The sequence below is a fragment of the Lentzea sp. NPDC042327 genome (genome assembly GCF_040647275.1).
In the GTDB taxonomy this organism is placed as follows: Bacteria; Actinomycetota; Actinomycetes; order Mycobacteriales; family Pseudonocardiaceae; genus Lentzea.
On record NZ_JBEZBX010000004.1, the window covers coordinates 306,030 to 331,348 of the forward strand.

General features: G+C 71.7%; 25 protein-coding genes and 1 pseudogene. 11 read left to right on the forward strand and 15 right to left on the reverse strand.

Annotated elements, in window-relative coordinates; translation table 11 throughout:
* Positions 1–5 precede the first annotated feature (5 nt).
* Genes AB0A63_RS12315 through AB0A63_RS12335 form a run of 5 tightly spaced genes read left to right on the forward strand, consistent with a single transcriptional unit; the run spans position 6 to position 5,257 of the window.
* A complete protein-coding gene (locus AB0A63_RS12315; protein ID WP_360389073.1) occupies positions 6–1,475 on the forward strand; it encodes a FadD3 family acyl-CoA ligase in 1,470 nt (489 codons plus the stop codon).
* On the forward strand, positions 1,472–2,302 hold the full coding sequence (locus AB0A63_RS12320) for an enoyl-CoA hydratase (protein WP_360389075.1): 831 nt from the start codon (positions 1,472–1,474) through the stop codon (positions 2,300–2,302). Before AB0A63_RS12315 ends, AB0A63_RS12320 begins: the two co-directional genes overlap by 4 nt.
* Positions 2,302–3,393: an acyl-CoA dehydrogenase family protein gene (locus AB0A63_RS12325; protein WP_360389078.1), complete on the forward strand. Its 1,092-nt coding sequence runs from the start codon at positions 2,302–2,304 to the stop codon at positions 3,391–3,393. Before AB0A63_RS12320 ends, AB0A63_RS12325 begins: the two co-directional genes overlap by 1 nt.
* Complete coding sequence (locus AB0A63_RS12330; protein ID WP_360389081.1) at positions 3,390–4,190, forward strand: acyl-CoA dehydrogenase family protein; 801 nt, start codon at positions 3,390–3,392, stop codon at positions 4,188–4,190. Before AB0A63_RS12325 ends, AB0A63_RS12330 begins: the two co-directional genes overlap by 4 nt.
* The gene (locus AB0A63_RS12335) at positions 4,187–5,257 is read left to right on the forward strand and encodes an acyl-CoA dehydrogenase family protein (protein ID WP_360389084.1); all 1,071 of its coding nucleotides are present in this window, start codon (positions 4,187–4,189) and stop codon (positions 5,255–5,257) included. The genes AB0A63_RS12330 and AB0A63_RS12335 overlap by 4 nt, the downstream gene beginning before the upstream one ends.
* Here the strand turns inward: AB0A63_RS12335 and AB0A63_RS12340 are convergent.
* On the reverse strand, positions 5,139–5,531 hold the full coding sequence (locus AB0A63_RS12340; protein WP_360389086.1) for a helix-turn-helix domain-containing protein: 393 nt from the start codon (positions 5,529–5,531) through the stop codon (positions 5,139–5,141). The genes AB0A63_RS12335 and AB0A63_RS12340 overlap by 119 nt on opposite strands.
* A gap of 42 nt (positions 5,532–5,573) precedes the next feature.
* Between AB0A63_RS12340 and AB0A63_RS12345 the strand changes: the two genes are divergently transcribed.
* Entirely contained in the window at positions 5,574–6,380 is an 807-nt protein-coding gene (locus AB0A63_RS12345; RefSeq protein WP_360389090.1) for a methyltransferase domain-containing protein, read from the forward strand.
* Here the strand turns inward: AB0A63_RS12345 and hsaB are convergent.
* From hsaB to AB0A63_RS12385, 8 genes and pseudogenes are all read right to left on the reverse strand, one after another.
* Entirely contained in the window at positions 6,366–6,935 is a 570-nt protein-coding gene (gene hsaB, locus AB0A63_RS12350; RefSeq protein WP_360389093.1) for a 3-hydroxy-9,10-secoandrosta-1,3,5(10)-triene-9,17-dione monooxygenase reductase subunit, read from the reverse strand. The two genes, AB0A63_RS12345 and hsaB, sit on opposite strands and share 15 nt — an antisense overlap.
* Positions 6,899–7,801 carry an iron-dependent extradiol dioxygenase HsaC gene (gene hsaC / locus AB0A63_RS12355; RefSeq protein WP_360389096.1) on the reverse strand — a complete coding sequence of 301 codons (903 nt, stop codon included), beginning with the start codon at positions 7,799–7,801 and terminating at the stop codon, positions 6,899–6,901. The genes hsaB and hsaC overlap by 37 nt, the downstream gene beginning before the upstream one ends.
* Positions 7,801–8,628: pseudogene (hsaD, locus tag AB0A63_RS12360) on the reverse strand (4,5:9,10-diseco-3-hydroxy-5,9,17-trioxoandrosta-1(10),2-diene-4-oate hydrolase); the annotation flags it as partial. The pseudogene hsaD and the gene hsaC, both read right to left, overlap by 1 nt.
* A gap of 7 nt (positions 8,629–8,635) precedes the next feature.
* Positions 8,636–9,802 carry a 3-hydroxy-9,10-secoandrosta-1,3,5(10)-triene-9,17-dione monooxygenase oxygenase subunit gene (gene hsaA, locus AB0A63_RS12365; protein ID WP_360389099.1) on the reverse strand — a complete coding sequence of 389 codons (1,167 nt, stop codon included), beginning with the start codon at positions 9,800–9,802 and terminating at the stop codon, positions 8,636–8,638.
* Entirely contained in the window at positions 9,799–10,809 is a 1,011-nt protein-coding gene (gene dmpG, locus AB0A63_RS12370; protein WP_360389102.1) for a 4-hydroxy-2-oxovalerate aldolase, read from the reverse strand. Before dmpG ends, hsaA begins: the two co-directional genes overlap by 4 nt.
* Positions 10,775–11,653 carry an acetaldehyde dehydrogenase (acetylating) gene (locus tag AB0A63_RS12375; protein WP_360389105.1) on the reverse strand — a complete coding sequence of 293 codons (879 nt, stop codon included), beginning with the start codon at positions 11,651–11,653 and terminating at the stop codon, positions 10,775–10,777. The genes dmpG and AB0A63_RS12375 overlap by 35 nt, the downstream gene beginning before the upstream one ends.
* A gap of 9 nt (positions 11,654–11,662) precedes the next feature.
* On the reverse strand, positions 11,663–12,424 hold the full coding sequence (locus AB0A63_RS12380; protein WP_360389851.1) for a 2-keto-4-pentenoate hydratase: 762 nt from the start codon (positions 12,422–12,424) through the stop codon (positions 11,663–11,665).
* Between the two features lie 2 nt (positions 12,425–12,426).
* Positions 12,427–13,905, reverse strand: a complete 1,479-nt coding sequence (locus tag AB0A63_RS12385; RefSeq protein ID WP_360389107.1) for an FAD-binding protein — start codon at positions 13,903–13,905, stop codon at positions 12,427–12,429.
* A 113-nt stretch (positions 13,906–14,018) separates the two neighbouring features.
* Between AB0A63_RS12385 and AB0A63_RS12390 the strand changes: the two genes are divergently transcribed.
* From AB0A63_RS12390 to AB0A63_RS12410, 5 genes are read left to right on the forward strand one after another with little or no spacing between them, the layout of a single operon-like run.
* Positions 14,019–15,596 (forward strand): FAD-dependent oxidoreductase, encoded by a 1,578-nt coding sequence (locus AB0A63_RS12390; RefSeq protein WP_360389110.1) that lies wholly within the window; start codon positions 14,019–14,021, stop codon positions 15,594–15,596.
* Positions 15,596–16,726: a Rieske 2Fe-2S domain-containing protein gene (locus AB0A63_RS12395; RefSeq protein WP_360389112.1), complete on the forward strand. Its 1,131-nt coding sequence runs from the start codon at positions 15,596–15,598 to the stop codon at positions 16,724–16,726. Before AB0A63_RS12390 ends, AB0A63_RS12395 begins: the two co-directional genes overlap by 1 nt.
* Positions 16,723–16,959 carry a hypothetical protein gene (locus tag AB0A63_RS12400; protein ID WP_360389115.1) on the forward strand — a complete coding sequence of 79 codons (237 nt, stop codon included), beginning with the start codon at positions 16,723–16,725 and terminating at the stop codon, positions 16,957–16,959. Before AB0A63_RS12395 ends, AB0A63_RS12400 begins: the two co-directional genes overlap by 4 nt.
* Positions 16,952–17,914: a ferredoxin--NADP reductase gene (locus AB0A63_RS12405; protein WP_360389117.1), complete on the forward strand. Its 963-nt coding sequence runs from the start codon at positions 16,952–16,954 to the stop codon at positions 17,912–17,914. The genes AB0A63_RS12400 and AB0A63_RS12405 overlap by 8 nt, the downstream gene beginning before the upstream one ends.
* A 10-nt stretch (positions 17,915–17,924) precedes the next feature.
* Positions 17,925–18,752, forward strand: coding sequence for a MaoC/PaaZ C-terminal domain-containing protein (locus AB0A63_RS12410; protein ID WP_360389120.1), 828 nt, complete (start codon positions 17,925–17,927; stop codon positions 18,750–18,752).
* A 20-nt stretch (positions 18,753–18,772) separates the two neighbouring features.
* Here AB0A63_RS12410 and AB0A63_RS12415 read toward each other — a convergent pair whose 3' ends face one another.
* Genes AB0A63_RS12415 through AB0A63_RS12440 form a run of 6 tightly spaced genes read right to left on the reverse strand, consistent with a single transcriptional unit; the run spans position 18,773 to position 25,161 of the window.
* Complete coding sequence (locus AB0A63_RS12415) at positions 18,773–19,912, reverse strand: lipid-transfer protein (RefSeq protein ID WP_360389122.1); 1,140 nt, start codon at positions 19,910–19,912, stop codon at positions 18,773–18,775.
* Positions 19,909–20,292: a MaoC family dehydratase gene (locus tag AB0A63_RS12420; protein ID WP_360389125.1), complete on the reverse strand. Its 384-nt coding sequence runs from the start codon at positions 20,290–20,292 to the stop codon at positions 19,909–19,911. Before AB0A63_RS12420 ends, AB0A63_RS12415 begins: the two co-directional genes overlap by 4 nt.
* Positions 20,279–21,166: a bifunctional MaoC family dehydratase N-terminal/OB-fold nucleic acid binding domain-containing protein gene (locus AB0A63_RS12425; RefSeq protein ID WP_360389127.1), complete on the reverse strand. Its 888-nt coding sequence runs from the start codon at positions 21,164–21,166 to the stop codon at positions 20,279–20,281. Before AB0A63_RS12425 ends, AB0A63_RS12420 begins: the two co-directional genes overlap by 14 nt.
* Positions 21,163–22,305, reverse strand: a complete 1,143-nt coding sequence (locus tag AB0A63_RS12430; RefSeq protein WP_360389129.1) for an acyl-CoA dehydrogenase family protein — start codon at positions 22,303–22,305, stop codon at positions 21,163–21,165. Before AB0A63_RS12430 ends, AB0A63_RS12425 begins: the two co-directional genes overlap by 4 nt.
* Positions 22,295–23,266, reverse strand: coding sequence for an acyl-CoA dehydrogenase family protein (locus AB0A63_RS12435; RefSeq protein WP_360389132.1), 972 nt, complete (start codon positions 23,264–23,266; stop codon positions 22,295–22,297). Before AB0A63_RS12435 ends, AB0A63_RS12430 begins: the two co-directional genes overlap by 11 nt.
* Positions 23,266–25,161, reverse strand: a complete 1,896-nt coding sequence (locus AB0A63_RS12440) for an acyl-CoA dehydrogenase family protein (RefSeq protein WP_360389135.1) — start codon at positions 25,159–25,161, stop codon at positions 23,266–23,268. Before AB0A63_RS12440 ends, AB0A63_RS12435 begins: the two co-directional genes overlap by 1 nt.
* Between the last annotated feature and the right edge of the window lie 158 nt (positions 25,162–25,319).

Consider the following 25,319-nt stretch of genomic DNA (forward strand, 5'->3'; position numbering starts at 1 on the left):
GCGCGATGGCGATCGATCCAAGCAGGCACACGGTTTCAGCGGTGCTCGACCGGGCGGCGGCACTGCACGGTGAAGCGGAAGCGTTGGTGGACGGGGAAGTCCGGCTCACCTTCACCGAGCTTCGTTCGGCGGTTGACGTCGCAGCGCGCTCGCTCGCGGGGATGGGTGTGCGGCCGGGCGACCGGGTGGCGTTGTGCGCGCCGAACAGCCACCACTGGGTCGTGGCGGCGCTGGGGGCGTTGTGCGCGGGCGCGGCGCTGGTGCCGATCAACACCCGGTTCACCGCTGCCGAAACGCTGGACGTGCTGGTGCGCGGCAAGGTGCGCGCGTTCGTCGTCGAGGGGTCGTTCCTGGGGCGGGACCGGCTGGCCGAGCTGGAGGGGTCACGGCTGCCGGAGGTGGTGGTGCGGCTGCCGTTCGAGTGGCCGGGCGCTGCGGTGGAGCTGCCTGCGATCGAGCCCGACCAGGTCTGCGACATCATGTTCACGTCGGGCACGACCGGGCGCAGCAAGGGCGCGATGAGCGCGCACCGGCAGTCGCTCGGGGTGGCGCAGGCGTGGGCGGACTGCGGGGCGTTGTCGGCGGGTGACCGGTACCTGGTCGTCAACCCCTTCTTCCACACCTTCGGGTACAAAGCCGGAATCCTCGCCTGCCTGCTGACGGGTGCGACGATCGTGCCGCAGCCGGTGTTCGACGTCGTCGAGACGATGCGGCTGGTCGAACGGGAGCGGATCACCGTGCTGCCGGGGGCGCCGACGATCTTCCAGTCGGTGCTCGACCACCCCGAGCGGTCGTCGTTCGACCTGTCGTCGCTGCGGCTCGCCGTGACCGGGGCCGCGGTGGTACCCGTGGTGCTGGTCGAACGGATGCGGGAGCTGTTCGAGACCGTGCTGACGGCCTACGGGCTGACCGAGGCCGTGGTGGCGACGATGTGCCGGCCGGACGACTCGCCGCAGACCGTGGCGACCACGTGCGGGGCGCCGGTGGCCGGGTTCGAACTGCGGCTGGGCGAGCGGGACGAGGTGCTGCTGCGCGGGCCGAACGTGATGCTCGGGTACCTGGACGACGAGGAGGCGACGGCGCTGGCGGTCGACGCCGGCGGCTGGCTGCACACCGGCGACGTGGGGCGCGTCGACTCGCGCGGGTACCTGTCGATCACGGACCGGCTGAAGGACATGTACATCTGCGGCGGGTTCAACGTCTACCCGGCCGAGGTCGAGCAGGCGCTGGCCCGGTTGCCGGGGGTGGCCGAGTCGGCGGTCGTGGGCATGCCCGACGGGCGGCTCGGCGAGGTCGGGAAGGCGTTCGTGGTGACCGCACCCGGCCGGTCGCTCACCGAGCCGGCGGTGGTCGAGCACTGCCGGTCGCTGCTCGCGAACTACAAGGTGCCGCGTGCGGTCGAGTTCGTGCCCGCACTCCCCCGCAACGCCGGCGGCAAGGTCCTGAAGAGCCTACTGCGCAAGGAGAACGCGTGACTGTCTCGTACGAGCGGCGGGGCGCGGTCGCCGTCGTGACCATGAACCGGCCGGAGTACCGCAACGCGCAGAACTCGGCGATGACCTACGCGTTGGACGAGGCCTTCGCGCGCGCGGTGGACGACGCCGAGGTCAAGGTCATCGTGCTGGCCGGTGCCGGTGACCACTTCTCCGCGGGCCACGACATCGGCTCGCCCGGCCGGGACGTGGACCGGTCGTTCGAGCGACGCGCGGTGATGTGGTGGGACCACGTCGGCCGTCCCGGCGGTGACCTCAGGTACGCGCGGGAGATGGAGGTCTACCTGGGCATGTGCCGGCGGTGGCGGGAGATCCCGAAGCCGATGATCGCGATGGTGCAGGGGGCGTGCGTCGCGGGCGGGCTGATGCTGGCGTGGGTGTGCGACCTGGTCGTGGCCGCCGAGGACGCGTTCTTCGCCGACCCGGTGGTGCGGATGGGAATTCCCGGCGTCGAGTACTTCGCGCACCCGTGGGTGCTGGGGCCGCGGGCGGCGAAGGAGGTGCTGTTCACGGGTGACCGCTTCTCCGCCGCACGCGCCTACGAGTGGGGCATGGTGTCACGGGTCGTGCCGCGCGCGGAGCTGGAAGAAGCGGCTTTCGCGTTGGCCGGGCGGATCTCGGCGATGCCGCAGTTCGGCCTGGCGCTCGCGAAACGGGCGGTGAACCAGTCGGAGGACCTGATGGGGATGCGCGCCGGCATGGACTCGGTGTTCGGGCTGCACCACTTCGCGCACGCGCACAACGCCGAGGTCGGCGCGGACGCCCTGGCGGGGATGGACGCGCGGTCGATGAAGGAGGCGTCGGGCTGATGGACCTCGACCTGGACGACGCGACGACCGAGTTCCGCGACGAGGTGCGGTCGTGGTTGCGCTCGCACGTCCGGCCGTTGTCCTCCATGGACACCGCGGCCGGGTTCGAGGAGCACCGGGCGTGGGAACGGGAGCTGGCCGCCGAGCGGTTGTCGGTGGTGTCGTGGCCGGCGGAGCTCGGCGGCCGGGACGCGTCGCTGCTGCAGTGGCTGGTGTTCGAGGAGGAGTACCACGCCGCGGGCGCGCCGGGCCGGGTGTCGCAGAACGGGATCTTCCTGCTGGCGCCGACGCTGTTCGCGTTCGGCACCGACGAGCAGCGCGAGCGGCTGCTGCCCGCGATGGCCCGCGCGGACGAGGTGTGGGCGCAGGCGTGGTCGGAACCGGAGTCCGGCAGCGACCTGGCGTCGTTGCGCAGCACGGCGGTGCGTTGTGACGGCGGCTGGTCGGTGCGCGGGCAGAAGACGTGGAGCTCGCGGGCGGCGTTCGCGGACCGGGCGTTCGGCCTGTTCCGCACCGGTCCCGAGGGCCGTCATCGCGGGCTGACGTACCTGATGTTCTCGTTGCGCGCGCCCGGGGTCACCGTGCGGCCGATCCGGCAGCTCGGCGGTGAGCCGGGGTTCGCGGAGGTCTTCCTGGACGACGTGTTCGTGCCCGACGAGGACGTGATCGGCGAGCCCGGCGACGGGTGGCGGGTCGCGATGAACACGGCGAGCAGCGAACGCGGGCTGACGTTGCGCAGTCCGGGGCGGTTCGTCGCGGCGGCGGCGCGGTTGGTCCAGCTGTACCGGGAACGGCCGGACCCGGCGGTGCGCGACCGGGTGGTGGACGCGTGGATCGGGGCGCAGGCGTACCGGCTGCGCACGTTCGGCGCGGTGGAGGCCCCGCCGTCGGGGCCGCAGGTGAGCGTGACGAAGGTGTTCTGGTCGGAGCTGGACGTCGCGATCCACGAGACGGCGCTGGACCTGCTCGGCGAGGTGGCGCCGGACTGGCGGGACGGGTGGGTGTTCTCGTTGTCGGGCCCGATCTACGCGGGCACCAACGAGGTCCAGCGCAACGTGGTCGCCGAGCGGATCTTGGGGCTGCCGCGATGAGGTTCGCGCTCTCGGCCGAGCAGGCCGACTTCGGGGCGGTGCTGCACGGGTTCCTGGCGCAGGGGCGGCGGGACCTGGCGGCGGTGGGGGTCGGGGACGTCTCGGACCCGGTGGACCTGGTGGTGGTGTTCGAGGAGCTGGGGCACCACGCGGTGGACGGGCCGGTGGTGGAGACGTACGCGGTGGGACCGGCGCTCGGGATCGGTGGTTCGGTGGCGTTCCCGCCGCACGTGCCGCACGCCGCCGAGGCGGACCGGTACCACCTGGTCGAGGGCACCACCCTGCGCGAGGCCACGCCCGTGACCACCCATGCGTCCGTCGACCCGGCGCGGACGCTCGTCGAGGTGACGGGCGGCCCGGTGGTCGCCACCGACGTCCCCGCCGCCCGTGCGTTCGACCTCGGCGTCCTGGCGTGCTCGGCCCAGCTGCTGGGCCTGGGCCGTGCGATGCTCGAGCTCACGACCGCGCACGCCAAGACCCGCGTCCAGTTCGGCAGGCCGATCGGGTCGTTCCAGGCGGTCAAGCACCACCTCGCGGACGTCCTCATCGGACTGGAGCTGGCCCGGCCGCTGGTGTTCGGCGCGGCGGTCACGATGGCCCCGCGGGACGTGTCGGCCGCCAAGGTCGCCACCTCCGAGGCGGCCTGGCGGGCGGCACGGACCGCGTTGCAGGTGCACGGCGCGATCGGCTACACCGCCGAGTACGAGCTGAGCCGGTTCCTGGTGCGGACCCGGGCCCTGCGCACCGCGTGGGGAAGCCTGTCGTTCCACCGGAACCGCGTGCTGGAGGCGTTGTGACACCGGAGCAGGTCGCGTTGCGGGACTCCGTGCGCGCGTTGCTGGCCAAGCACTCCGACGTGCGGGCGGCGATCGAGGAACCGGCCGGGTACGACACGGCGTTGTGGGCGAAGCTGTGCGGGGAGGTCGGCGTCGCGGGGCTCGCGGTGCCCGAGGAGTACGGCGGGGCCGGGGCGGGGCTCGCCGAGACGCACGTGGTGCTGGCGGAGCTCGGGCGCACGCTGACCCCGGCGCCGCTGCTGTCCTCGACGCTGGCGAGCCAGGCACTGCTGGCCACCGGCAACGCCAAGGCGTGCGCCCGGTTGCTGCCGCGCATCGCCGGCGGGGCGGTCGCGGCGCTCGTGTGGCCGTGGGAAGCGGAGATCCGCGACCTGACCGGGACGGCGAACCACGTCGTGGACGGTGACCTCGCAGAGGTGCTGCTGGTCGTCAACGGCACTTCGCTCTACGAGGTCGACCCCTGCCAGCCGCGCGTGACCCGGCGGCACACCCCGGCGATGGACCCGACCCGGCGGCTCGCGGCCGTCCACCTCGCCGATGCCGAAGGCGCGCGGCTCGGGCCGTGGGACCCGCGTGTGCAGGACGTCGCGTATGCGGCGTTGGCCGCGGAGCAGGTCGGTGCGGCGCAACGGGCGCTGGAGCTCACCGTCGAGCACACCAGGACCCGCGTCCAGTTCGGCAAGCCGATCGGCTCGTTCCAGGCGCTCAAGCACCGGATGGCCGACCTGCACGTCCTCGTCGAGACCGCCCGGTCGGCGGCGGAGGCGGCGTCCGACGAGGTCTCGGCCGCGGTCGCGAAGGTCTACTGCTCGGAGGCGTTCCAGAAGGTCGCCGCCGAGATGATCCAGCTGCACGGCGGCATCGCGATCACCTGGGAGCACGACGCGCACCTGTACTTCAAGCGGGCGCACGGCAGCGCGCAGCTGTTCGGCAGCCCGCAACAGCACCTCACGCGCCTGGGCCGGCTTCGCGCAGCATCCGCTGGAACGCGGGGCACTCCGCGTGGCTGGGAGCGGGGCAGGCGGCGGCGTGGCGGAGCCGGTCGCGCATCACCGTCATCCGGGTGATCATCGCGTCCAGCTCGTCGGCCTTGCCCGACAGCATCGCCCGGTCGAGGTTCGACACGTCGCGGGCCAGCATCCGGGCGATCTCGTCGAGCGAGAACCCGACGTTGCGGCACACGGCGATCAGCGCGAGCTGCCCGAGCACCGACGCCGGGAACACGCGGGTCAGGCCGCGACGGCCGGTCGAGGCGATCAGGCCGCGCTCCTCGTAGTAGCGCAGGGTGGAGGCGGGCACGCCGGAGCGGCGCACCACCTCGCCGATGGCGATCTCGTCCACGACACTTGACCTCAAGTCGACTTGAAGTAGGACGGTAGGAGCATGGCAGAGGTCAACGCCGAGCAGGCGGCGCTGTGGAACACGTCGGGGCAGGGCTGGGCGCGGGTGCAGGACACCGTGGGCCAACTCATGCGGCCGTTCGAGGAACTGCTGGTCGAGAAGGCGGCGGAGCGGCCGCGCAGGAGGGTGCTCGACGTCGGGTGCGGCACCGGCGGGGTGACGCGGGCGGTCGCCGCGGCCACCGGTGCGGAGTGCGTCGGGGTCGACATCGCCGAGTCGATGGTCGCGGCGGCGCGGGAGCACGGGCAGGCGGAGTTCCTGCTGGCCGACGCGCAGACGCACGTGTTCGAGCAGCGGTTCGACCTGGTCGTGTCGCGGTTCGGCGTGATGTTCTTCGCCGACCCCGGCGCGGCGTTCACGAACCTGCGCACGGCCGTCGAACCGGGTGGTGAGCTGTGCTTCATCACGTGGCGGGCGCAGGAGGAGAACCCGTTCATGCTCACCGGCGACCGCGTGGCGAGGGAGATCCTGCCCGGCATGCCCGCGCGTGACCTGGACGGGCCGGGGCCGTTCTCGCTCGCCGATCCGGCGCGGGTCCGCGAGGTCCTCGACGGCTGGGCGGACGTCGAGGTCACGCCGATCGACCGCACCACCCGGCTGCCCGAGGAGGTGCTGCTGCCGTACCTGACGAACATGGGCCCGGTCAGCCGCGCCCTGCGGGAGGTGCCCGAGCGGGACCGCGACCGGGTTCTCGACCGGGTGCGCGGCGCGTTCGACGAGTTCGTGCACGACGGCGAGGTCAGCTTCCCGACGGCGACCTGGCGGGTCACGGCGTCAGCTCCACTCTGACTGGCGCTGCCAGGTCAGGAGGGTGTCGAGCACCTCGCCGGACCGGCCGCGCGGGTCGAGATCGGCCTGCGCGGCGTACCGGCCGCGGTAGAACAGCAACGGTCGTGCGTCGCGTTGCGGTCCGAGCTCGACGACCTCGCCGATCACGACGTAGTGGTCGCCGGCCTCGTGCACGGTCGTGACCCGGCAGTCGACCCACGTGAGCGCCCCGCCGAGCACCGGAGCACCGGTGCCCGACGGGGACCACGCGACGCCGGCGAACTTGTCCGCCCCTGCCCGGCCGAACACCGCCGACAGCTCCCGCTGGTCCTCGGCGAGCACGTTCACGCAGAACGCCCCGGCCGGGGACATCGCCGCCCAGCTGCCCGACGTGCGCTGCGGGCAGAACAGCACGAGCGGCGGGTCCAGTGACAACGCCGCGAACGACTGGCAGGCGAACCCCACCGGGCCGGTCGCGGACATGCCCGTCACCACGGTCACGCCGGTGCAGAAGTGCCCCAGGACCGACCGGAAGCGCGCTATCCCCGGTGCCCCACGCTGAAGTCGTGACCCCACAGGCTCACCGCCGTGCTCTCTCGCGCGATCCAGTCCTCATCGGACACCTGCCGTCCCTCGCAGCCGAACTCGACGTCGAACCCGCCGGGTGTCTTCAGGTAGAACGACAGCATCAGGTCGTTGACGTGCCGGCCGAGCGTCGCCGACATCGGCACCTTGCGCCGCAACGCCCGGTCCAGCGTCAGCCCGACGTCGTCGGTGCTCTCCACCTCGATCATCAGGTGCACGATCCCGGACGGGGTGGGCATCGGCAGGAACGCGAGGCTGTGGTGGCGCGGGTTGCAGCCGAAGAACCGCAGCCACGCCGGTGGCCCGTCGGCGGGCCTGCCGACGAACTGCGGGGGCAGCCGCATCGAGTCGCGCAGCCGGAACCCGAGCACGTCGCGGTAGAAGTGCAGCGCGGCCTCGTCGTCCGAGGTGGACAGCACGACGTGGCCGAGGCCCTGGTCCTCGGTGACGAACCGGTGCCCGTACGGGGACACCACCCGCCGGTGCTCCAGGGCGGCGCCGTGGAACACCTCCAGCGTGTTGCCGGACGGGTCCTCGAACTTGACCATCCCGGTGACCCGGCGTTCGGCGAGCTCCTCGGCCGTGCCCTCGGCGACCGCGACGCCCGCGGACGCCAGGCGTTTCGCGACCTCGTCCAGCTCGGCCTCGGTCGCGACCTCCCAGCCGGAGGCGAGCAGCCGGTCGGCCGCACCGGGCACGATCACCAGCCGGGCCGGGAAGTCGTCCATCCGGAAGTACAGCGCGCCCTCGGTCGAGCCCTTGCCCTCCACGAGCCCGAGCACCTTCAGCCCGAACTCGCGCCACCGGCCGATGTCGGTGGCCTCGATCCGCAGGTAGCCCAGCGATCGGATGCCCATCACGTCTCCAAGAGGAAGTCTGCCGCGAGCCGGTTGAACTCGTCGAACTTCTCCAGCTGCGCCCAGTGCCCGCAGCCGCCGAACACGTGCAGCTGTGCGCGTGGGATCAGCTTCAACGCGACAAGGGCGCCGTCGAGCGGGTTGACCCGGTCCTCGCGGCCCCACACGAGCAGCACCCGTTGGCGCAGCCTGTGGGCCTCGCGCCAGAGCATGCCCTGCTCGAAGTCCGGTCCGGAGAACGACTTCCCCATCGCGACCATGGCTTTCAGCGACTCCGGCCGGGACGCGGCGGCGAACCGTTCGTCGATCAGCTCGTCGGTGATCAGCGACTGGTCGAACACCATGATCCGCAGGAACTCCTCGATCCGCTCCCGCGTCGGGTCCTTGGCGAACGCGCTGAGCTTGCGCACGCCCTCGGTCGGGTCGGGTGCGAAGACGTTGAGCGACAGGCCACCCGGTCCCATCAGGACCAGCCGTCCGGCGCGTTGCGGGTGGTCCAGTGCGAACCGCACGGCCGTGCCGCCGCCGAGTGAGTTGCCGAGGAGGTGTGCCTTCTCCACCCCGAGGTCGTCGAGCAGCCCGCGCAGCGCCTCGGCGGCGTGGGTGAAGTACTGGCCGTGCTCGGTCGGCTTCTCCGACTCACCGAACCCCGGCTGGTCCACCGCCAGCACCCGGAACGACTTGGCGAGCACCGGGATGGTGCGGCCGAAGTTGCTCAGCGCCGACGCACCCGGCCCGCCGCCGTGCAGCAGCACCAGCGTCTCGGCGTGGTCGGCGCCGGCCTCGTGGTAGTGCAACCGAACCATGTCTCTCCTCTGCAGCTTCCCGTTGCGGTCAGAACAGGCCGTCGCGGACTGGGATGCCGAGCTCGTTCTTGCCGAACATCACCAGCGAGCGTTCCGGGTCGTTGGCCGCGTGCACCCGTGCGGCGTGGGCGTCACGCCAGAACCGGGGCAACGGCAGGTTCGCGTTGATCGCCTTGCCGCCCGCGCTCTCGAAGAGCCGGTCGATCGCGGAGAGGGCCCGCGCGCTGCCCAGCACCTGGTCCCTGCGCGCCCGCAGGCGCAGCTCGACCGGAATCCTCGTGCCGGCGACGGCGTGCTCCCACTCGTCGTCGACGTCCTTCTCGAGCTGCCACCACGCGGTGTCGATGTCGTTGGCCGCCGTGGCGATCCGGACCTGCGCGAACGGGTCGTCGACGGCCTTCTCGCCCAGGTAGGCGGCACGGACGCGCTCGCGCGTGGCGTTGACGTGCAGCTCGTACGCGCCGGCCGCCATGCCGATCATCGGCGCGGTGATCGCGTACGGGTGGATCGTCCCGTACGGCATGCGGAACAACGGTCCGGGGTTCACCTCCTGGCCGGGGCACTGGCACCGCGCGGTGTGCGCCATGCTCAGCGTGCGGTGCTCGGGCACGAACACGTCGGACACCACGATGTCGTTGCTGCCCGTGCCGCGCAGGCCGACCGTGTCCCACACGTCGTTGATCGTGTAGTCGGCGATCGGCAGCAGGAACGTGCGGAAGTCGACGGGCTTGCCCTCGTCGTTCATCACCAGTCCGCCGAGCAGCACCCACGTGGCGTGGTCGCAGCCCGAGGAGAAGCTCCACCTGCCGCTGAACCGGAACCCGCCCTCCACGGCGGTCGCCCTGCCGGTCGGTGCGTAGGAGGAGGAGATGCGGGTGTCCTGGTCCTCGCCGAACACCTCGTCCTGCGCCTTCACGTCGAACAGCCCGACGTGCCACGGGTGCACTCCCAGCACGGACGAGACCCAGCCCGTGGACCCGCAGGCGCTCGCGATCATCTTGACCGCGGTGTAGAACGCGACCGGGTGCGTCTCGAACCCGCCGCAGCGCACGGGTTGCAGCATCCGGAAGAACCCGGTCTCCTGCAACGCCTTCACCGACTCCGGCGGCACCCTGCGCAGCTGTTCGGCCTCCGCCGCGCGCTCGCGCAGCGCGGGCAGCAGCTCCCGCACCTTGCCGAGGATCTCCTCGCTCATCGGACCTCCTCCCTGCTCAGCTCCAGTGCGATGTCGATCAGCTGGTCCTCCTGGCCACCCACGAGCTTGCGCCGACCGGCGCGCACGAGCAGCTCCGCGCCGGACACGCCGTAGCGCTCCGCCTGGGTGTAGGCGTGCTTGAGGAAGCTGGAGTAGACGCCCGCGTAGCCCATCATCAGCGCCATCCGGTCGAGCAGGCACTCCTCGGGCATCACCGGCCGCACGACGTCCTCGGCCGCGTCGACGATCTTGAAGAAGTCGACGCCGGTGGTGAACCCGAGCTTGTCGCAGACGCCGACGAACGCCTCCAGCGGCGTGTTGCCCGCTCCCGCGCCGAACCCGCGCACGCTGCCGTCGATCTGCTTCGCGCCCGCCCGTGCCGCGGCGACCGAGTTCGCGACGCTCAGCCCGAGGTTCTCGTGCCCGTGGAACCCGACCTGCGCGTCGTCCCCCAGCTCCGCCACCAGCGCGGCCACCCGGTCGGACACCTGTTCCAGCACCAGCGCGCCGGCCGAGTCGACCACGTAGACGCACTGGCACCCGGCGTCGGCCATGATCCTCGCTTGACGTGCCAACGCCTCCGGTGGCCGCGAGTGCGCCATCATCAGGAACCCGACGGTCTCCAGCCCGCGTTCGCGGGCGAGCTGGAAGTGCTGCACCGAGACGTCGGCCTCGGTGCAGTGGGTGGCGATCCGCACGATCGACGCGCCGTTGTCCTGCGACACCAGGATGTCGTCCTTGACGCCGACGCCCGGCAGCATCAGCACGGCGATCCTGGCCTGCCGGGCCGTGGCCACCGCGGTCTTGATCAGCTCCTGCTCCGGTGTGCGGCTGAAGCCGTAGGTGAACGACGACCCGCCCAGCCCGTCGCCGTGGGTGACCTCGATGACCGGCACCCCGGCGTCGTCGAGCGCGCCGACGATCGAGCGCACGTCGTCGACGGTGAACCGGTGGCGCTTGTGGTGCGAGCCGTCACGCAGAGACGTGTCGGTCAGCCGCAACTGCATCGGCGATCTCCTCCCCCACCTTGGTCGCGGCGGCCGTCATGATGTCGAGGTTCCCCGCGTAGGGCGGCAGGAAGTCGCCCGCTCCCGCGACCTCGACGAAGATCGCGACGCGGCCGGGGTCGTACTGCGGCTCGCGCAGCAGCCGGAACCCCGGGACGTACGCGCGGAGGTCGGTCTCCATCCGGGTGATCGAGTCGGTGATCGGGTCCGGGTCGGCGTCCTCGGGGATCGCGCAGAAGACGGTGTCGCGCATGATCATCGGCGGGTCGGCCGGGTTGAGCACGATGATCGCCTTGCCGCGGCCGGCGCCGCCGATCGTCTCGATGCCGCGGCTGGTGGTGCGGGTGAACTCGTCGATGTTCGCGCGTGTGCCCGGTCCGGCCGACACCGACGCGACGCTGGCGACGATCTCCGCGTACTCGACCGGCACGACCCGCGACACGGCGTGCACCACCGGGATCGTGGCCTGGCCGCCGCAGGTGATCAGGTTGACGTTCGGTGCGCCGAGGTGTTCGCGCAGGTTGACCGGCGGCACCACGTACGGGCCGACCGCGGCGGGGGTCAGGTCGACGGCCCGGATGCCGGCCTCGGCGTAGCGCGGGGCGTTGGCCCGGTGCACCGCGGCCGAGGTCGCCTCGAACACGACGTCGGGCAGCTCGTCCTGGCGCAGCAACCAGTCCACGCCCTCGGCCGTGGCCTCCAGACCCGCCTCGCGCGCTCGCCGCAGGCCCTCGCTGGACGGGTCGACGCCCACCATCCAGCGGGGTTCCAGCGCCGGTGAGCGCAGGAGCTTGTAGAGCAGGTCGGTGCCGATGTTGCCGGACCCGACGATGGCCGCCTTCACCCGTTCACCTCACTCGAACTTCAGGTCGGCAGAACCGAGTCCGGCGAACTCGGCGCGGAACTCGTCCCCCGGTTTCGCGTCGAACGCCCGCGTGCACGAGCCGGGCAGCACGATGTCGCCGGCCAGCAGCCGCACACCGAACGTGGCCACTTTCTGCGCGAGCCACGCCACCGCGATCGCCGGATCACCCAGCACCGCGTCACCACGGCCTTGAGCAACCGGCTCCCCGTTGCGCGCCAGGGTCGCCTCGACGCCGCGGATGTCCACATCGGACGGCCGCACGCGTTCGTCGCCCAGCACGAACGCCGCGGAGGAGGCGTTGTCGGCGATGGTGTCGGGGAGCGTGATCCGCCAGTCGGCGATGCGGCTGTCGATCAGCTCGATCGCGGGTGCCACGAACTCGGTGGCGGCGAGCACGTCCGCGACCGTGCAGCCCTCGCCGGGCAGGTCGTGGCCGAGCAGGAACGCGATCTCCACCTCGACCCGCGGGTACAGGTACGCCGAGGCGTCCGCGGTGCCGTGCAGCTGCATGTCGTCGAGCAGGTGCCCGTAGTCGGGTTCGTCCACGCCCATCATCTGCTGCATCGCCGGCGACGACAGGCCGACCTTGTGGCCGATGACGTCGCGGTTGCGGTGCCGCACGTTGAGCAGCTGGATCTCGTAGGCGTCGACCACGTCGATGTCCGGGTACAGCTCCACCAGCGGTGTGATCGGCACGCGCTCGCGTTCGGCGGTGCGCAGCAGCTGTGCGGCCGCCGCCCTCTTCTCCATCGTCAGCACCGGTCCTCCTTCGCCACGTGGTGGCCGGCGCGCCGGCCGGAGAAGACGCAGTCGGCGAGCGCGAGGCCGCTGACGTACGACTCCGAGCACACCCCGACCGCGGATCGGCCCGCCGCGTACAGGCCGCGCACCCCCCGCACCGCACCGGTCTGCTCGTCGACGACCAGGCCGCCGAGGGTGAGCATCGGGCAGGGGTAACCGAAGCCGCGCCGGAAGGAGTCGAACCGCACCGAGACGTCGATCAGCGAGTACGGTGGCCGCCCGAACGGTTCGACCTGCGGTGCCCTGATGCCCGCCTTCTCGGCGGCGGCCTCGATCGTCGGCGCGGTGACGAGGCCGCGGGAGAGCAGGTAGCGGGCCTGGAAGCGCTGGAAGCGCGCGGTCTGCGTGCTGACCTGGGCCTTGGCGACGCTCAGCGTGTCATCGTCGACGAGCAGCCACGCCTTGCCGTCGCGCCGGATGATCTCGTCGCCGATCGCCGCGCCGTAGCGGGTGGCGTCGCCGAACGGTTGACCGTCGATGTCGACGAGGATGCCGCGTTGCAACGCGCTGGGCGGCGTGACGAACCGCCACACCGAGATCTTGTCCAGCCGGTCGGTCGTGCCACCGGCGGCGGTGCCGAGCCGGATGCCGCTGCCGTCGTCACCGGGGGTGCCCAGGGCGAGACCGCCGCGGTGGGCCGGTGCGTGGTCGCGCAGCATCGCCCGGTTCGCGATGAACCCGCCGGCGGCGATGACGACGCCGCGCCGGGCGTGCACCGTCAGCTCACGGCCGAACCGGCGTTCCACGGCCGCCGCGACCCGGTGCAGTGCGCGCCCGAGCGGTGGGAGGTAGAGCCACGGCTTGGCCGCGGCCCTCGACAACGCCCGGTGCAGCGCTCGGGGCAGGCCGGTCAGCGTCCGGCACCGCACGCCGGTCACCCGGTCGGCCACGACGAGCTCCACGGCCCGCGTCTGGGTCATGACCCGCACCCCCGCTCGCCGGGTGGCCTCGGCGAGCCGGGCGAAGAAGACGCTCCCGGACGTGCCCTTCGCCCTGGTCCGGTGCCCGCGCGGCACCGGGTCGGGCCAGGCGGTCTCGCTGCCGGAGAAGTAGAGGTGGTAGTCGTCGGTCGGGTAGGAGGTCTTGAACGGGCACAGCCGCGCGCCGAACGGCACGCCCTGGTCCTCCAGCCAGGCCAGCATCTTCGCGCTGTCCCGGCAGAACCGGCGCAGTGTCTCGTCCGACACCGCGTCGCGGACCTCGTGCCTGAGGTAGGCGTGCATCGACTCGGGCGTGTCGGCGACCCCGGCCTCGACCTGCTGGCGCGTGCCACCACCGGCGTAGACGACCCCGCCGGACAACGCCGTCGCGCCACCGCCGGCGAACCGGTCCAGCACCACCACGGACGCACCGGAGGCCGCGGCTTCGAGCGCGGCGCACGCACCGGCGGCGCCGAAGCCGGCGACGACCACGTCAGCGGTGACCTCCACGCAACCCTCCCGGAACACGTTCTTGGTGATCCGAACCGCCTGGAACTCCTACACCATAGCGCCAAACCACTCCAGAACTATAACCTGTTCTAGTCTCGACTCCGGAGGTGCGGATGTACGACGTGATCGTCGTCGGCAGCGGCGCGGCGGGCATGACCACCGCCCTGTGCACGGCCCACCGGGGACTGCGCACCCTGGTCGTCGAGAAGGCGGCGCGCTTCGGCGGCTCGACCGCCCGGTCCGGCGGCGGCATCTGGGTGCCGAACAACCCCGTACTCGCCGAGGCCGGTGTGCGGGACACGCCCGAGGACGCCTCCGCCTACCTCGCGCACATCGCCGGTGACGTGCCGGCCGAGCTGCGGGAGGCGTTCCTCGACGCCGGTCCCGCGATGCTCGGGTTCGTGTGCGCGCACACGCCGTTGCGGTTCCGCTGGGTGCGCGGCTATCCCGACTACTACCCGGAGGCACCCGGCGGCCGTCCGCGCGGGCGGTCGGTCGAGCCGGTGCCGATGAGGGCGGACGTCCTCGGCGCCGAGCTGGAGCACCTCGAACCGCCGTACGTGCCGACCCCGGCCGGAATCGTGATCACCCAGGTCGACTACCGGTGGCTCACCCTGGCCGCCCGCCACCCGCGCGGGGTGCTCACCGCGGCCAAACTGGTCGCGCAGCGGTTCACACCGGGCCGGAGGCTCGCGATGGGCCAGGCGCTGGCCGCCGGGCTGCGTGCGGGCCTGACCGCGTTGGACGTCGAGGTCAGGCTCAACACCGCGCTGACCGACCTGCACTTCGAGAACGGCCGGGTCGCCGGCATCCGCGTGGGCGACGAGCTGATTCAGGCTCCGCACGTCGTGCTCGCCTCCGGTGGGTTCGAACACAACGAGCAGCTGCGCAAGCAGCACCAGGACATCGGTACCGAGTGGACGGTCGGCGCGCGGGCCAACACCGGTGACGGCATCGAGGCCGGGCTGCGCGCGGGCGCGGCCGTGGATCTGATGGACGACGCCTGGTGGGGGCCGGCGGTCCCGTTGCCGCGCGGGCCGTTCTTCCTGCTCGCCGAACGCGCGCTGCCGGGGTGTGTGCTGGTCGACGGGTCCGGCCGGCGCTTCGTCAACGAGGCGGCGCCCTACATCGACGTGGTCAAGGCGATGACCGGGACGACCTGGCTGGTGTTCGACCAGACCTACCGCAACCGCTACCCGTTCGCGGGCTTCCCGCCCCGCCGGCCGTTGCCCCGGCGGTGGGACGAGGTCGTGCTCAATGCCCCCAGCCTCGACGAGCTGGGTGCGAAAGCGGGACTCCCCGGCCTCGCCGACACGGTCACGCGGTTCAACACCTTCAACGGCACCGACCCCGACTTCGGCTGCGGTGACAGCGCCTACGACCGCTACTACGGCGACCCGCGCGTCCACCCGAACCCGTGCCTCGCGCCGCTGCTCACGCCGCCGTTCCACGCGGCCAGGATCGTCCCCGGCGACCTGGGCACCAAGGGCGGGCTGCGCACCGACGCGCACGCGCGGGTGCTGCGCGAGGACGGTTCGGTGATCGACGGCCTGTACGCGGCGGGCAACGCGAGCGCGTCGGTCATGGGCCACACCTACGCGGGCGCGGGCGCCACCCTCGGACCGGCGATGACCTTCGGGTACCTGGCCGGACTCGACATCTCCAGCCAAGACCACCGTGGAGGCATGTGATGACGCAGGACTCCGTGCGTTCGATCGACACCGGCGCGCCTCCCGCGCGGTTCGCGCGCGGCTGGCACTGCCTGGGCCTGGCCGACACCTTCCGCGACGGGCAGCCGCACGCCGTCGAGGCGTTCGGCACGAAGCTCGTGGTGTTCCAGGGCGAGGACGGCACGCTCAACGTGCTCGACGGGTACTGCCGGCACATGGGCGGTGACCTCACCCAGGGCACGGTGAAGGGCAGCACCATCGCGTGCCCGTTCCACGACTGGCGCTGGGCGGGCAACGGCCGGTGCGTCGAGATCCCCTACGCCAAGCGGGTTCCGCTGCGGGCCCGCACCCGGTCGTGGACCACGCTGGAGGAGAACAGGCAGCTGTTCGTGTGGAACGACCCGCAGGGCAACCCGCCGCCCGAGCACGTGACGATCCCGCGGATCGAGCAGGCGTTCAGCGGTGAGTGGAGCAACTGGACGTGGGACTCGGTCGTGATCGAGAACGCGAACTGCCGCGAGATCATCGACAACGTCGTCGACATGGCCCACTTCTTCTACATCCATTTCGCGTTCCCCACGTACTTCAAGAACGTGATGGAGGGCCACATCGCCTCGCAGTACCTGACCACGCGCGGGCGGCCGGACGTGGCGATGGCGTCGAACTACACCGGTGACGTCGAGGTGCGCTCGGAGGCCTCGTACTACGGGCCGTCGTACATGATCGACTACCTGTGGAACGACTACAAGGGCATCGAGATCGAGACGGTGCTGATCAACTGCCACTACCCCATCACGCCGAACTCGTTCCGGCTGCAGTGGGGCGCGATCGTGAAGAAGCTGCCGGGTGTGTCGGACGAGCACGCGGACAAGATCGCCCGCAAGTTCGCGCGCGGCATCGGCGCGGGGTTCCTGCAGGACGTGGAGATCTGGCAGAACAAGACGCGGATCGACAACCCGCTGCTGTGCGAGGAGGACGGGCCGGTCTACCAGCTGCGGCGCTGGTACGAGCAGTTCTACGTGGACGTCGAGGACGTCACCGACGACATGGTGCGGCGGTTCGAGTTCGAGGTCGACACGAGCAGGGCGGTCGAGGTGTGGGAGAGGGAGGTCGCCGAGAACCTCGCCCGCCGGCAGCCGACGAGCTCATGAGCGAGCGCGACGAGTTCCTGTCCGGCGGCATGGCACCGGTGACGTGCGACTGCGGGAACCGGGTGCTGGTGAAGAAGAACAGCCCCCGGCACACCAGCGTGCAGTGGCTCGCCGACACCAGCGCGTGCCCGGAGCTGGGACCGCGGGCGCCGTTGGTGCGCACGTGCCTGCGGTTGCGCGACGGCATCGAGAAGGCCGTGCGCGACGGGACGGTGGAGGTCGCCGATGGCTGAGGTGCACCGGTTGCGCGTCGAGTCGGTCATCGAGGAGACGCACGACGCGCGGTCGTTCGTGCTGTCGGGGGCGTCTTTCGAGCCCAGGCCGGGTCAGTTCCTGACCGTGCGGGCGGGTGAGGTGGCGCGGTGCTACTCGCTGTCGAGCGCACCCGGTGAACCGTTGAAGATCACGGTCAAGCGCACGCCGGACGGGTGCGGGTCGGTGTGGATGTGCTCCGAGCTGCGCACCGGGATGGAGCTGGACGTGCTGGCACCGGCCGGGGTGTTCACGCCGCGGTCGCTGGACTCCTCGGTGCTGGCGTTCGCGGCGGGCAGCGGGATCACGCCGGTGATGTCGATCATCCGGGCGGTGCTGTCCGGCGGGACCGGGTCGGTGTTCCTGTTCTACGCCAACCGGGACGCGGAGTCGGTGATCTTCGCCCGCGAGCTGGACCGGTTGTCGCGGGAGTTCCCGGAGCGGTTGGCGGTGGTGCACTGGCTGGAGTCGGTGCAGGGGCTGCCGCACGGGCTGCGGGCCTTTGTGCGTCCGTGCGACGAGGCGTTCGTGTGCGGGCCGGCACCGTTCATGGAGGCGGCCCGCACGGCGTTGCACGACGTTCCGGTGGTGCACGTCGAGAAGTTCGTGTCGCTGTCGGGTGATCCGTTCGCCGAGGCCGTGCCGGTGGTGGACGACCGGCCGGACGCGCAGGTCGAGGTGTCGCTGGACGGGGAGACCCACCGCTTCGCCTGGCCGGCCCGGATGAAGCTGCTGGACCTGTTGCTGGAGAAGGGGTTGGACGCGCCGTTCTCGTGCCGGGAGGGTGCGTGCGGCGCGTGCGCGTGCCGGTTGGTCTCCGGCGAGGTCAAGATGCTCGGCAACGACGTGCTCGACTCCGGCGACATCGCCGACGGGATCGTCCTGGCGTGCCAGTCGGTTCCGGTCACCGACGCGGTGACGATCACCTACGAGTGAAGGGCGTGCGATGCCGATCGATCCGGCCGTTGCGGTGGGGGCGGAACTGCCCGAGCTGAAGTTCTCCTGGACGTCGTCGGACGTGCTGCTCTACCACCTGGCGCTGGGTGCGACCGAGCTGCGGTACGTCTACGAGGAGGGGCTGGCGGTCCTGCCGACGTTCGGGGTGGTGGCGCCGCGGTTCCACGAGACCGCGCCGCCGGTCGTGTCGTTCCCCGGCGTTAACGTCGACCTGGCGCGCGTCTTGCACGGCACGCAGGAGATCGCCGCGCACGGGCCGATCCCCGCCGAGGGCCAGGCGGTGCTGCGGACGCGGATCACCGACGTGTGGGACAAGGGCACGGCGGCGGTGATCGTGCAGGAGTCGACCGCCGTGGCACCGGACGGAACGGTGCTCTACACGACCCGGTCGAGCATCTTCGCCCGCGGCGAGGGCGGTTTCGGTGGTGAGCGCGGGCCGTCGAACCGGGTCGAGCTGCCCGGCCGCGAACCCGACGCGGTGATCGAGACGCCGACGTTGCCGCAGCAGGCCCACCTGTACCGGTTGTGCGGGGACCGCAACCCGTTGCACGCCGATCCCGGGTTCGCCCGTGCGGCCGGGTTCGACCGGCCGATCCTGCACGGCCTGTGCACCTACGGCGTGGTGTGCAAGGCGGTGGTCGACGCGTTCTTGGACGGGCCGGAGCAGGTGGTGTCGTTCGGGGCGAGGTTCGCGGGCGTGGTGTTCCCCGGTGAGACGCTGCGGACGTCGGTGTGGCGGGACGGCTCCCGCCTGGTGCTGACCACCTCTTCCGCGGACCGTCCCGTTCTCGCCGACGCGGTGCTGCTGAGCCGTTGACCCGGCTTCTGCAAGGGGGGTCAGGGGCTCAGGAGCAGGCCGCTGGTGGGAACGCCGGTGCCGGCGGTGACCAGGACGTGGGCCGCTCTCGCGACCTGGTTCACGGCGGTGCCGCGGACCTGCCGGACGGCCTCGGCGATGCCGTTCATGCCGTGCAGGTAGGCCTCGCCGAGCTGGCCGCCGTGCGGGTTGAGCGGTAGCGAGCCGTCGAGCTCCAACGCGCCGGAGGCCACGAGGTCCTTCGCCTCGCCCTTGCCGCAGAACCCGAGCTCCTCCAGCTGCACGAGGACGAACGGGGTGAAGTGGTCGTAGAGCACGGCCACGTCCACATCGGACGGCCCGATGCCCGACCGCTGCCACAGCTGCCGCGCCACCACGCCCATCTCCGGCAGGCCGGTCAGGTCGTCGCGGTAGTAGCTGGTCATCGTGAACTGGTCGGTGCCGCTGCCCTGGGCGGCGGCCTTGACCAGCACGGGCGTGTTCCTCAAGTCGCGAGCGCGCGCGGCGGAGGTGACGACGAGCGCCACTCCCCCGTCGCTTTCCTGGCAGCAGTCGAGCAGCCGCAGCGGTTCGGCGATCCAGCGCGAGGACTGGTGGTCGTCGAGGGTGATCGGGCGGTTGTGGAACCACGCGTGGGGGTTGGTGGCGGCGTGTTTGCGGTCCACGACGGCGACCCGGCCGAAGTCCTCGCTCGTGGCACCGTAGGAGTGCATGTACCGGCGGGCGAACATGGCGACCATCGCGGCCGGGGTCCCCAGGCCCATCGGGTAGGACCAGCTGTTGTCGACGTTCGCCGCCGCCGCGGCCTGGACCTGGCCGAACCGGTGCCCGGAACGTTCGTTGAACGCCCGGTAGCACACGACGACCTGCGCCATCCCGGTCTCGACCGCCATGGCGGCCTGCTGGACGGTCGCGCAGGCCGCGCCGCCGCCGTAGTGGACGCGGCTGAAGAACGTCAGCTCCGGGATGCCGAGCTCGCGGGCGACGGCGATCTCGGCGTTGGTGTCCATGGTGAAGCTGACCAGGCCGTCCACATCGGACGGTTCGAGTCCGGCGTCGGCGAGTGCGGCCCTGGTGGCCTCGGCGGCGAGCTGCAGTTCGGTGCGGCCGGAGTCCTTGGAGAACTCGGTCGCGCCGATGCCGGCGATCGCGGCGTTCACGCGGGCACCTCGATCCTGACCGTGCCGGTGACGTGGTCGCCGTGGCCGGTGCGGCCGACGACCTCGACCACCACGTCGTTGTCGTGGCGTTCGACCACCTGGCCGAAGAACTTGAGCGTGTCGTAGGCGTAGCAGGGTGCGCCGAGCCGGATGTCGATCTGCCGGACCAGCGCCCCGGTGCCCGCCCAGCCGGTGACGTAGCGCTGGACCAGTCCGGTGGTGGTGAGGATGTTGATGAAGATGTCCTTCGAGCCGCGCCGGACGGCGAGGTCGCGGTCGTGGTGCACGTCCTGGAAGTCGCGGGTCGCGAGCGCGGTGCTGATCACGAACGTGGGCGTGGCCTCGACGTGCCACTCGGGCAGGGGGTCACCGGTCCGCACGAGGCCTCCAGCCGAACATCGTCAGGTCGTCGTCGACCTCGGTGAACACGACCTCGACGGGCAGCCCGACGCGCGGCTCGCCGTCGAGCTCGCCCAGCATCCGCACGCCCTCGTCCAGCTCGACCAGCGCGATCACGAACGGCGTCCGCTTGCCGGGCACCTGCGGGTGGTGGTGCACGACGTAGCTGTAGACCACGCCGCGACCGTCCGAGACCAGGTACTTCGGTGTGGTGGCACCGCATTCCGGGCACATCGGGCCCGGTGGGTGCCGCAGCAGCCCGCAGCCGCCGCAGCGCTGGATGCGCAGCTCGCCCTGTTTGGTGCCGTTCCAGAAGTACTCGGTGTCGCGGTTGACCGAGGGCCGGATCGCCTGCGCCTTCGGGATCTGCGCCGGGGCAGCGGGTTTCTCGGCTGGGCGGAACTTCAGGACGCGGAACCGCATCTCGGCGACCGGCTCGTCACCGACGTACCAGGTGCTGCGGGTGGTGACGAACCAACCCTCGCCGAGTGCGGTCCTCTTCGGGCCGGTCACGTCCTCCAGCAGGGTGGTGACCGCGAGCTGTTCGCCGACCCTGAGGTAGCGGTGGTAGGTCTGGTCGCTGTCGGTGGCGACGACCGAGGTGAACCCGGCCTCGTCGAGGACCCGCATCATCGCGCCGAGCGGGTCGTCCAGCGCGCGCTGGCCGTGCAGCCCGGCCATCGTCCACACCTGCACCATCGCCGGTGGCGCGACCTCGGTGTAGCCGGGGTGGGTGTCGCCGATGGCCTCCAGCCAGGTGCGGATCATCGGCAGGTTCACCGGGTCGCGGGCCAGGCGCGGTGCGGACTCGCCCCGGCCGGCGATCTCGACCGCTGCCTTCTCGACGTCGGTCATCGCACCACCCTCGGCAGTCCGAGCCCGAGGGACGCGATCAGCTCTTTCTGCACCTCGTTGACGCCACCGCCGAAGGTGAGCACGAGATTGCGCCGGGCCTGGACGTCCAGCCAGCGCACGAGCTGCGCGGTGCCCGGTTCGGTGGGATCGCCGTGGCGGCTCACGACCTCCTCCAGCAGGCGGCCGACGCGCTGGGTGCGGTCGGCGGCGAAGACCTTGGTGGCGGAGGCGTCGGCGACCTCCACCTCCCGGGCGGCGACCTGCCAGTTGAGCAGTTCGTTGACCCGGTGCACGGCCTTGACCTCGGCCAGCGCCCTGCGCACGTCCGGCAGGCCGAGCAGGTCGTGCTCGCGCGCCCACTCGTGCACGCGGTCGAACTGGGCGCCGATCCGGCCGGACGGGCCGAGCATGACGCGTTCGTGGTTGAGCTGGGTGGTGATCAGCCGCCAGCCCTTGTTCTCCTCGCCCACGCGCAGGCCGACGGGCACCGTGACGTCGCTGTAGTAGGTGGCGTTGACGTGGTGCGCGCCGTCGCAGGTGATGATCGGAGTCCACGAGTAGCCGGGGTCGGTCGTGTCGGCGATCAGGATGGTGATGCCCCGGTGGCGGTCCTCGGGTGCTCCGGTGCGGACCGCGAGCCACACGTGGTCGGCGTCGTGGCCGCCGGTGGTGAATACCTTCTGGCCGTTGACGACGTAGTGGTCGCCCTGCCGGACGGCCCTGGTCGTGAGCGCCGCGAGGTCCGTGCCGGCCTCGGGTTCGGTGTAGCCGATGGCGAAGTGCAGCTCGCCCTTGAGGATGCGCGGGAGGAAGAGGTCCTTCTGCTCCTGGGTTCCGTAGCGCTGCAGGGTCGGGCCGACGGTCTGCAGCGTCACGTACGGCAGCGGCACGTCGGCGCGTGCGGCCTCGTTGACGAAGATCTGCTGCTCGACCTGGCCGAAGCCGCGGCCGCCGTACTCGGTGGGCCAGCCGACGCCGAGCCACCCGTCGGCGCCGAGGCGGCGCACCAGGTCGCGGTAGGCGGTGCCGTGCCGTTCGGTGAGCACGGCTTCGCGTTGCTGCTCGGTCATGACGCCGGAGAAGTACTCGCGCAGCTCCTCGCGCAGCCTGCGCTGGTCGCTCGTGAGGTCAATGAACATCGATCTGCCCCAACCGGTGCTCCGCTCCGCCGACGAACCTCGTCAGCTCCTTGGCCAGGCCGTAGTACCTGTGCATCGGGTAGGTGATGTCGAGTCCCAGGCCGCCGTGCAGGTGGTGGCACGTGTGCACGGCCGGGAGCGCTTCCGCGGCGAGCCAGTGGGCGGCGATGGCGAGGTCGGCGTCGTCGAGGCTCCAGCAGGCGGCGAGGGTGGCGAGGTGCAGGGTGCGGGCGGCGATGTGGACGTCGGCGACCTGGCCCGCGACGGCCTGGAAGGTCGACAGCGGTGCGCCGAACTGGTGGCGGGTGCCGACGTGCGTGACGGTGAGGTCGAGGGCTCCGGCCAGCACACCGTCGCCGACCGCGCAGGCGCCGGCCAGCGCGTACTTCGTGAGGTCACCGTCGAGCGGGTCACCGTGGGCGTTGTCGAACCGGACGGTGCTGTCCGTTGTGGACACCCCGGGTTGGGCGGGGTCGACGACCAGGGTGCCCGGCCGGTCGCCCAGCAGGGCGCTGACGAGGATTCTGCCGGCCTCGGCGGCGCGCGGGACGTGGACCTTGAGGCCGGTCAGCCCGGTGCCGTCGGGGTTGGCCCTGGTGGACGGCGTGGCCGGCAGCGGGGTGGAGGGTTCGCTGAGTGCGGCGGTGAAGACGGCGTGCTGTTCGGTGACCAGGGGGAGCAGTTCGTCCTGCTGGTGCGGGGTGCCGTGCCGGGCGATCGGCAGGACGCCCAGGGCGAGGGTGGCGAACGCCGGCACGTCCGCGGCGCTGCGGCCGACCTCGGTGAGCAGCAGTGCCGTCTCCAGCACGCCGAGGCCGTGGCCACCGAGCCGTTGCGGAACGGCGAGGGCCAGCAACCCGGCCTCCCCCAGGGCTTTCCAGGGCGTCGTGCTCTCCCGGCCCAGCACGTCGGCGGCGAGGCGCACGATCTCCTGCTGGGTGTCGTCGAGGGTGAAGTCCATCAACTCTCCCTGGGTAGGCCGAGGATCCGTTCGCCCGCGAGGTTCATCAGGACCTGGGTGGTGCCGCCCGCGATGCTCAGGCAGCGGGTCAGCAGGAACTCGTGGACGGCGTCGCCGTGCACCAGCCCGCCGTCCAGCTCCACGGCGAACTCGGCGACGTCTTGCCGGTGCCGCACGCCGACGAGCTTGCGCACGCTGGACTCCGCGCCCGGTTCCTGTCCGTCAAGGCGGCGCAGTCCGGCGCGCAGGTCGAGCAGCGACACGGCGAGCCCCCGGGCGACCAGTTCGCCGAGCCGTTCCGACGGTGCGGGGCCGGTGGCCAGAACCTGTTCCAGTGCCTCGCCGAGTGACGAGCCGCGGCCCAGGGCGACGCGTTCGTCGGCCAGGGTGGTGCGGGCCAGGCGCCAGCCGTCGTTCACCGCGCCGACCACGCAGTCGTCGGGCACGAGGACGTCGTCGAGGAAGACCTCGTTGAACCGGGCCTCGCCGGTGATCTCCCGCAGTGGCCGCACGTCGATGCCCGCGGACCGCATGTCGACGAGGAAGTAGGTGATGCCCTTGTGCTTGGGGACGTCGCTGTCGGTGCGGGCCAGGCAGATCGCCCAGTCGGCCTGGTGGGCGAGCGACGTCCAGACCTTCTGGCCGGTCAGCCGCCACCCGCCCTCGACCCTGCGCGCCCTGGTGCGCAACGACGCCAGGTCCGAACCGGCCTCGGGTTCGCTGAACAGCTGGCACCAGGTCAGCTCGCCGCGCAGGGTCGGCCACACGAACCGCTCCTGCTGCTGCGGGGTGCCGTGGCGCAGGATCGCCGGCGCGGCCCAGGCCCCGATGACCAGGTCCGGTCTGCGCACCCCGGCCGTGGCGAGCGCGTCGTCGATCACGAGCTGCCGCGCGGGGCCGGCGTCCTGGCCGTAGGGCCGTGGCCAGTGCGGGACGAGGTATCCGCTGTCCGCCAGCCGTGCCCGCTGCTCGTCCGGTTCGAGGGCGGCGACCTCCGCGGCGAACCGGCGCACCTCCGGGTCGCCCTCGACCTCGACGGTGTGGTGCCGCCGCGCACCGCGCAGCGCGAGCTCGGCCGTCGTCCTGCGCCACCGCTCCCGGCCGCCCGCGAGCTGTTGCAGCGCCAGGGCACGCCGCAGGTAGCGGTGGGCGTCGTGCTCCCAGGTGAACCCGATGCCGCCGAGCACCTGGATGCAGTCCTTGGCGTTGCGCACCGCCGCGTCGAACGCCACGGCCGCCGCGACCGCCGCCGCGAACGGGTGTTCGGCGTGGCCGGCCGCCCGTGCCGCGTCCCACGCGACGCTCGCGGCCTGTTCCGCCCGGCACAGCATCTCCACGCACAGGTGCTTCACGGCCTGGAAGGACCCGATGGCCCGGCCGAACTGCTCGCGGCGGCGCGCGTGCTCGACCGCGGTCCGCAGGCACCACTGGGCGATGCCGCTCGCTTCGGCGGCCATGAGCGTGACGGCGAGGTCCGTCGGGTCGGCGATCGTCTCGCCCGGTGTGTGGACGGTGACCGCCCCGAGTGACCGGGTCAGGTCGACGGCGTCCAGCGCGGTGACGGTCGTGTGCCCGGCGGGGACGAACATCCAGTCCTGGTCCTTGACGAGCAGGTGGGTGGCCTCGGTGGCGCCCAGGACGTGCCCGGTGCCGAACCCGAACCCGGCGATCCCGTCGAAGTCCGGGACGAGGGCGCAGGCCAGTGCCGTGGGCAGCAGCGGGCCCGGTACGAGGTGCTCGGCGGCCTGCTCGAGCATCACCGCGAGGTCGAGGGTCGTGCCGCCGTCGCGCAGCACGTCGAAGAACCCGACGCGGACCAGGTCCTCCCACGTCCCGCGGGCCGCGCTGACGCTGTTCCTGAGTGCCCGGTGCTCGTCGGTCGTGGCGATCGGCATGCGGCCTCCTCCAATACATGAGGAACTTTATAGAACGTGTTCTAATTCCGGCAAGAGATCATGGCCGGGAAACCCACTCCGGTACGATGTGGAGGCTGCTGCAACACGTTCCAGGAGGACCATCTCCGTGTCACCTTCGAAGTCGCGCGCGGACGCCC

Excerpts from the sequence above, each read along its gene's own strand:
- AB0A63_RS12405 (WP_360389117.1), top strand. The coding sequence starts at position 16,952 with ATGGCTGAGGTGCACCGGTTGCGCGTCGAGTCGGTCATCGAGGAGACG.
- AB0A63_RS12345 (WP_360389090.1), top strand. The coding sequence starts at position 5,574 with ATGGCAGAGGTCAACGCCGAGCAGGCGGCGCTGTGGAACACGTCGGGG.
- hsaA (WP_360389099.1), bottom strand. The coding sequence starts at position 9,802 with ATGAGCGAGGAGATCCTCGGCAAGGTGCGGGAGCTGCTGCCCGCGCTG.
- AB0A63_RS12395 (WP_360389112.1), top strand. The coding sequence starts at position 15,596 with ATGACGCAGGACTCCGTGCGTTCGATCGACACCGGCGCGCCTCCCGCG.
- AB0A63_RS12325 (WP_360389078.1), top strand. The coding sequence starts at position 2,302 with ATGGACCTCGACCTGGACGACGCGACGACCGAGTTCCGCGACGAGGTG.
- AB0A63_RS12380 (WP_360389851.1), bottom strand. The coding sequence starts at position 12,424 with ATGGAGAAGAGGGCGGCGGCCGCACAGCTGCTGCGCACCGCCGAACGC.
- AB0A63_RS12390 (WP_360389110.1), top strand. The coding sequence starts at position 14,019 with ATGTACGACGTGATCGTCGTCGGCAGCGGCGCGGCGGGCATGACCACC.
- AB0A63_RS12435 (WP_360389132.1), bottom strand. The coding sequence starts at position 23,266 with ATGGACTTCACCCTCGACGACACCCAGCAGGAGATCGTGCGCCTCGCC.
- AB0A63_RS12400 (WP_360389115.1), top strand. The coding sequence starts at position 16,723 with ATGAGCGAGCGCGACGAGTTCCTGTCCGGCGGCATGGCACCGGTGACG.
- dmpG (WP_360389102.1), bottom strand. The coding sequence starts at position 10,809 with ATGCAGTTGCGGCTGACCGACACGTCTCTGCGTGACGGCTCGCACCAC.
- AB0A63_RS12440 (WP_360389135.1), bottom strand. The coding sequence starts at position 25,161 with ATGCCGATCGCCACGACCGACGAGCACCGGGCACTCAGGAACAGCGTC.
- AB0A63_RS12315 (WP_360389073.1), top strand. The coding sequence starts at position 6 with ATGGCGATCGATCCAAGCAGGCACACGGTTTCAGCGGTGCTCGACCGG.
- AB0A63_RS12410 (WP_360389120.1), top strand. The coding sequence starts at position 17,925 with ATGCCGATCGATCCGGCCGTTGCGGTGGGGGCGGAACTGCCCGAGCTG.
- AB0A63_RS12330 (WP_360389081.1), top strand. The coding sequence starts at position 3,390 with ATGAGGTTCGCGCTCTCGGCCGAGCAGGCCGACTTCGGGGCGGTGCTG.
- AB0A63_RS12430 (WP_360389129.1), bottom strand. The coding sequence starts at position 22,305 with ATGTTCATTGACCTCACGAGCGACCAGCGCAGGCTGCGCGAGGAGCTG.
- AB0A63_RS12425 (WP_360389127.1), bottom strand. The coding sequence starts at position 21,166 with ATGACCGACGTCGAGAAGGCAGCGGTCGAGATCGCCGGCCGGGGCGAG.
- hsaC (WP_360389096.1), bottom strand. The coding sequence starts at position 7,801 with ATGGGCATCCGATCGCTGGGCTACCTGCGGATCGAGGCCACCGACATC.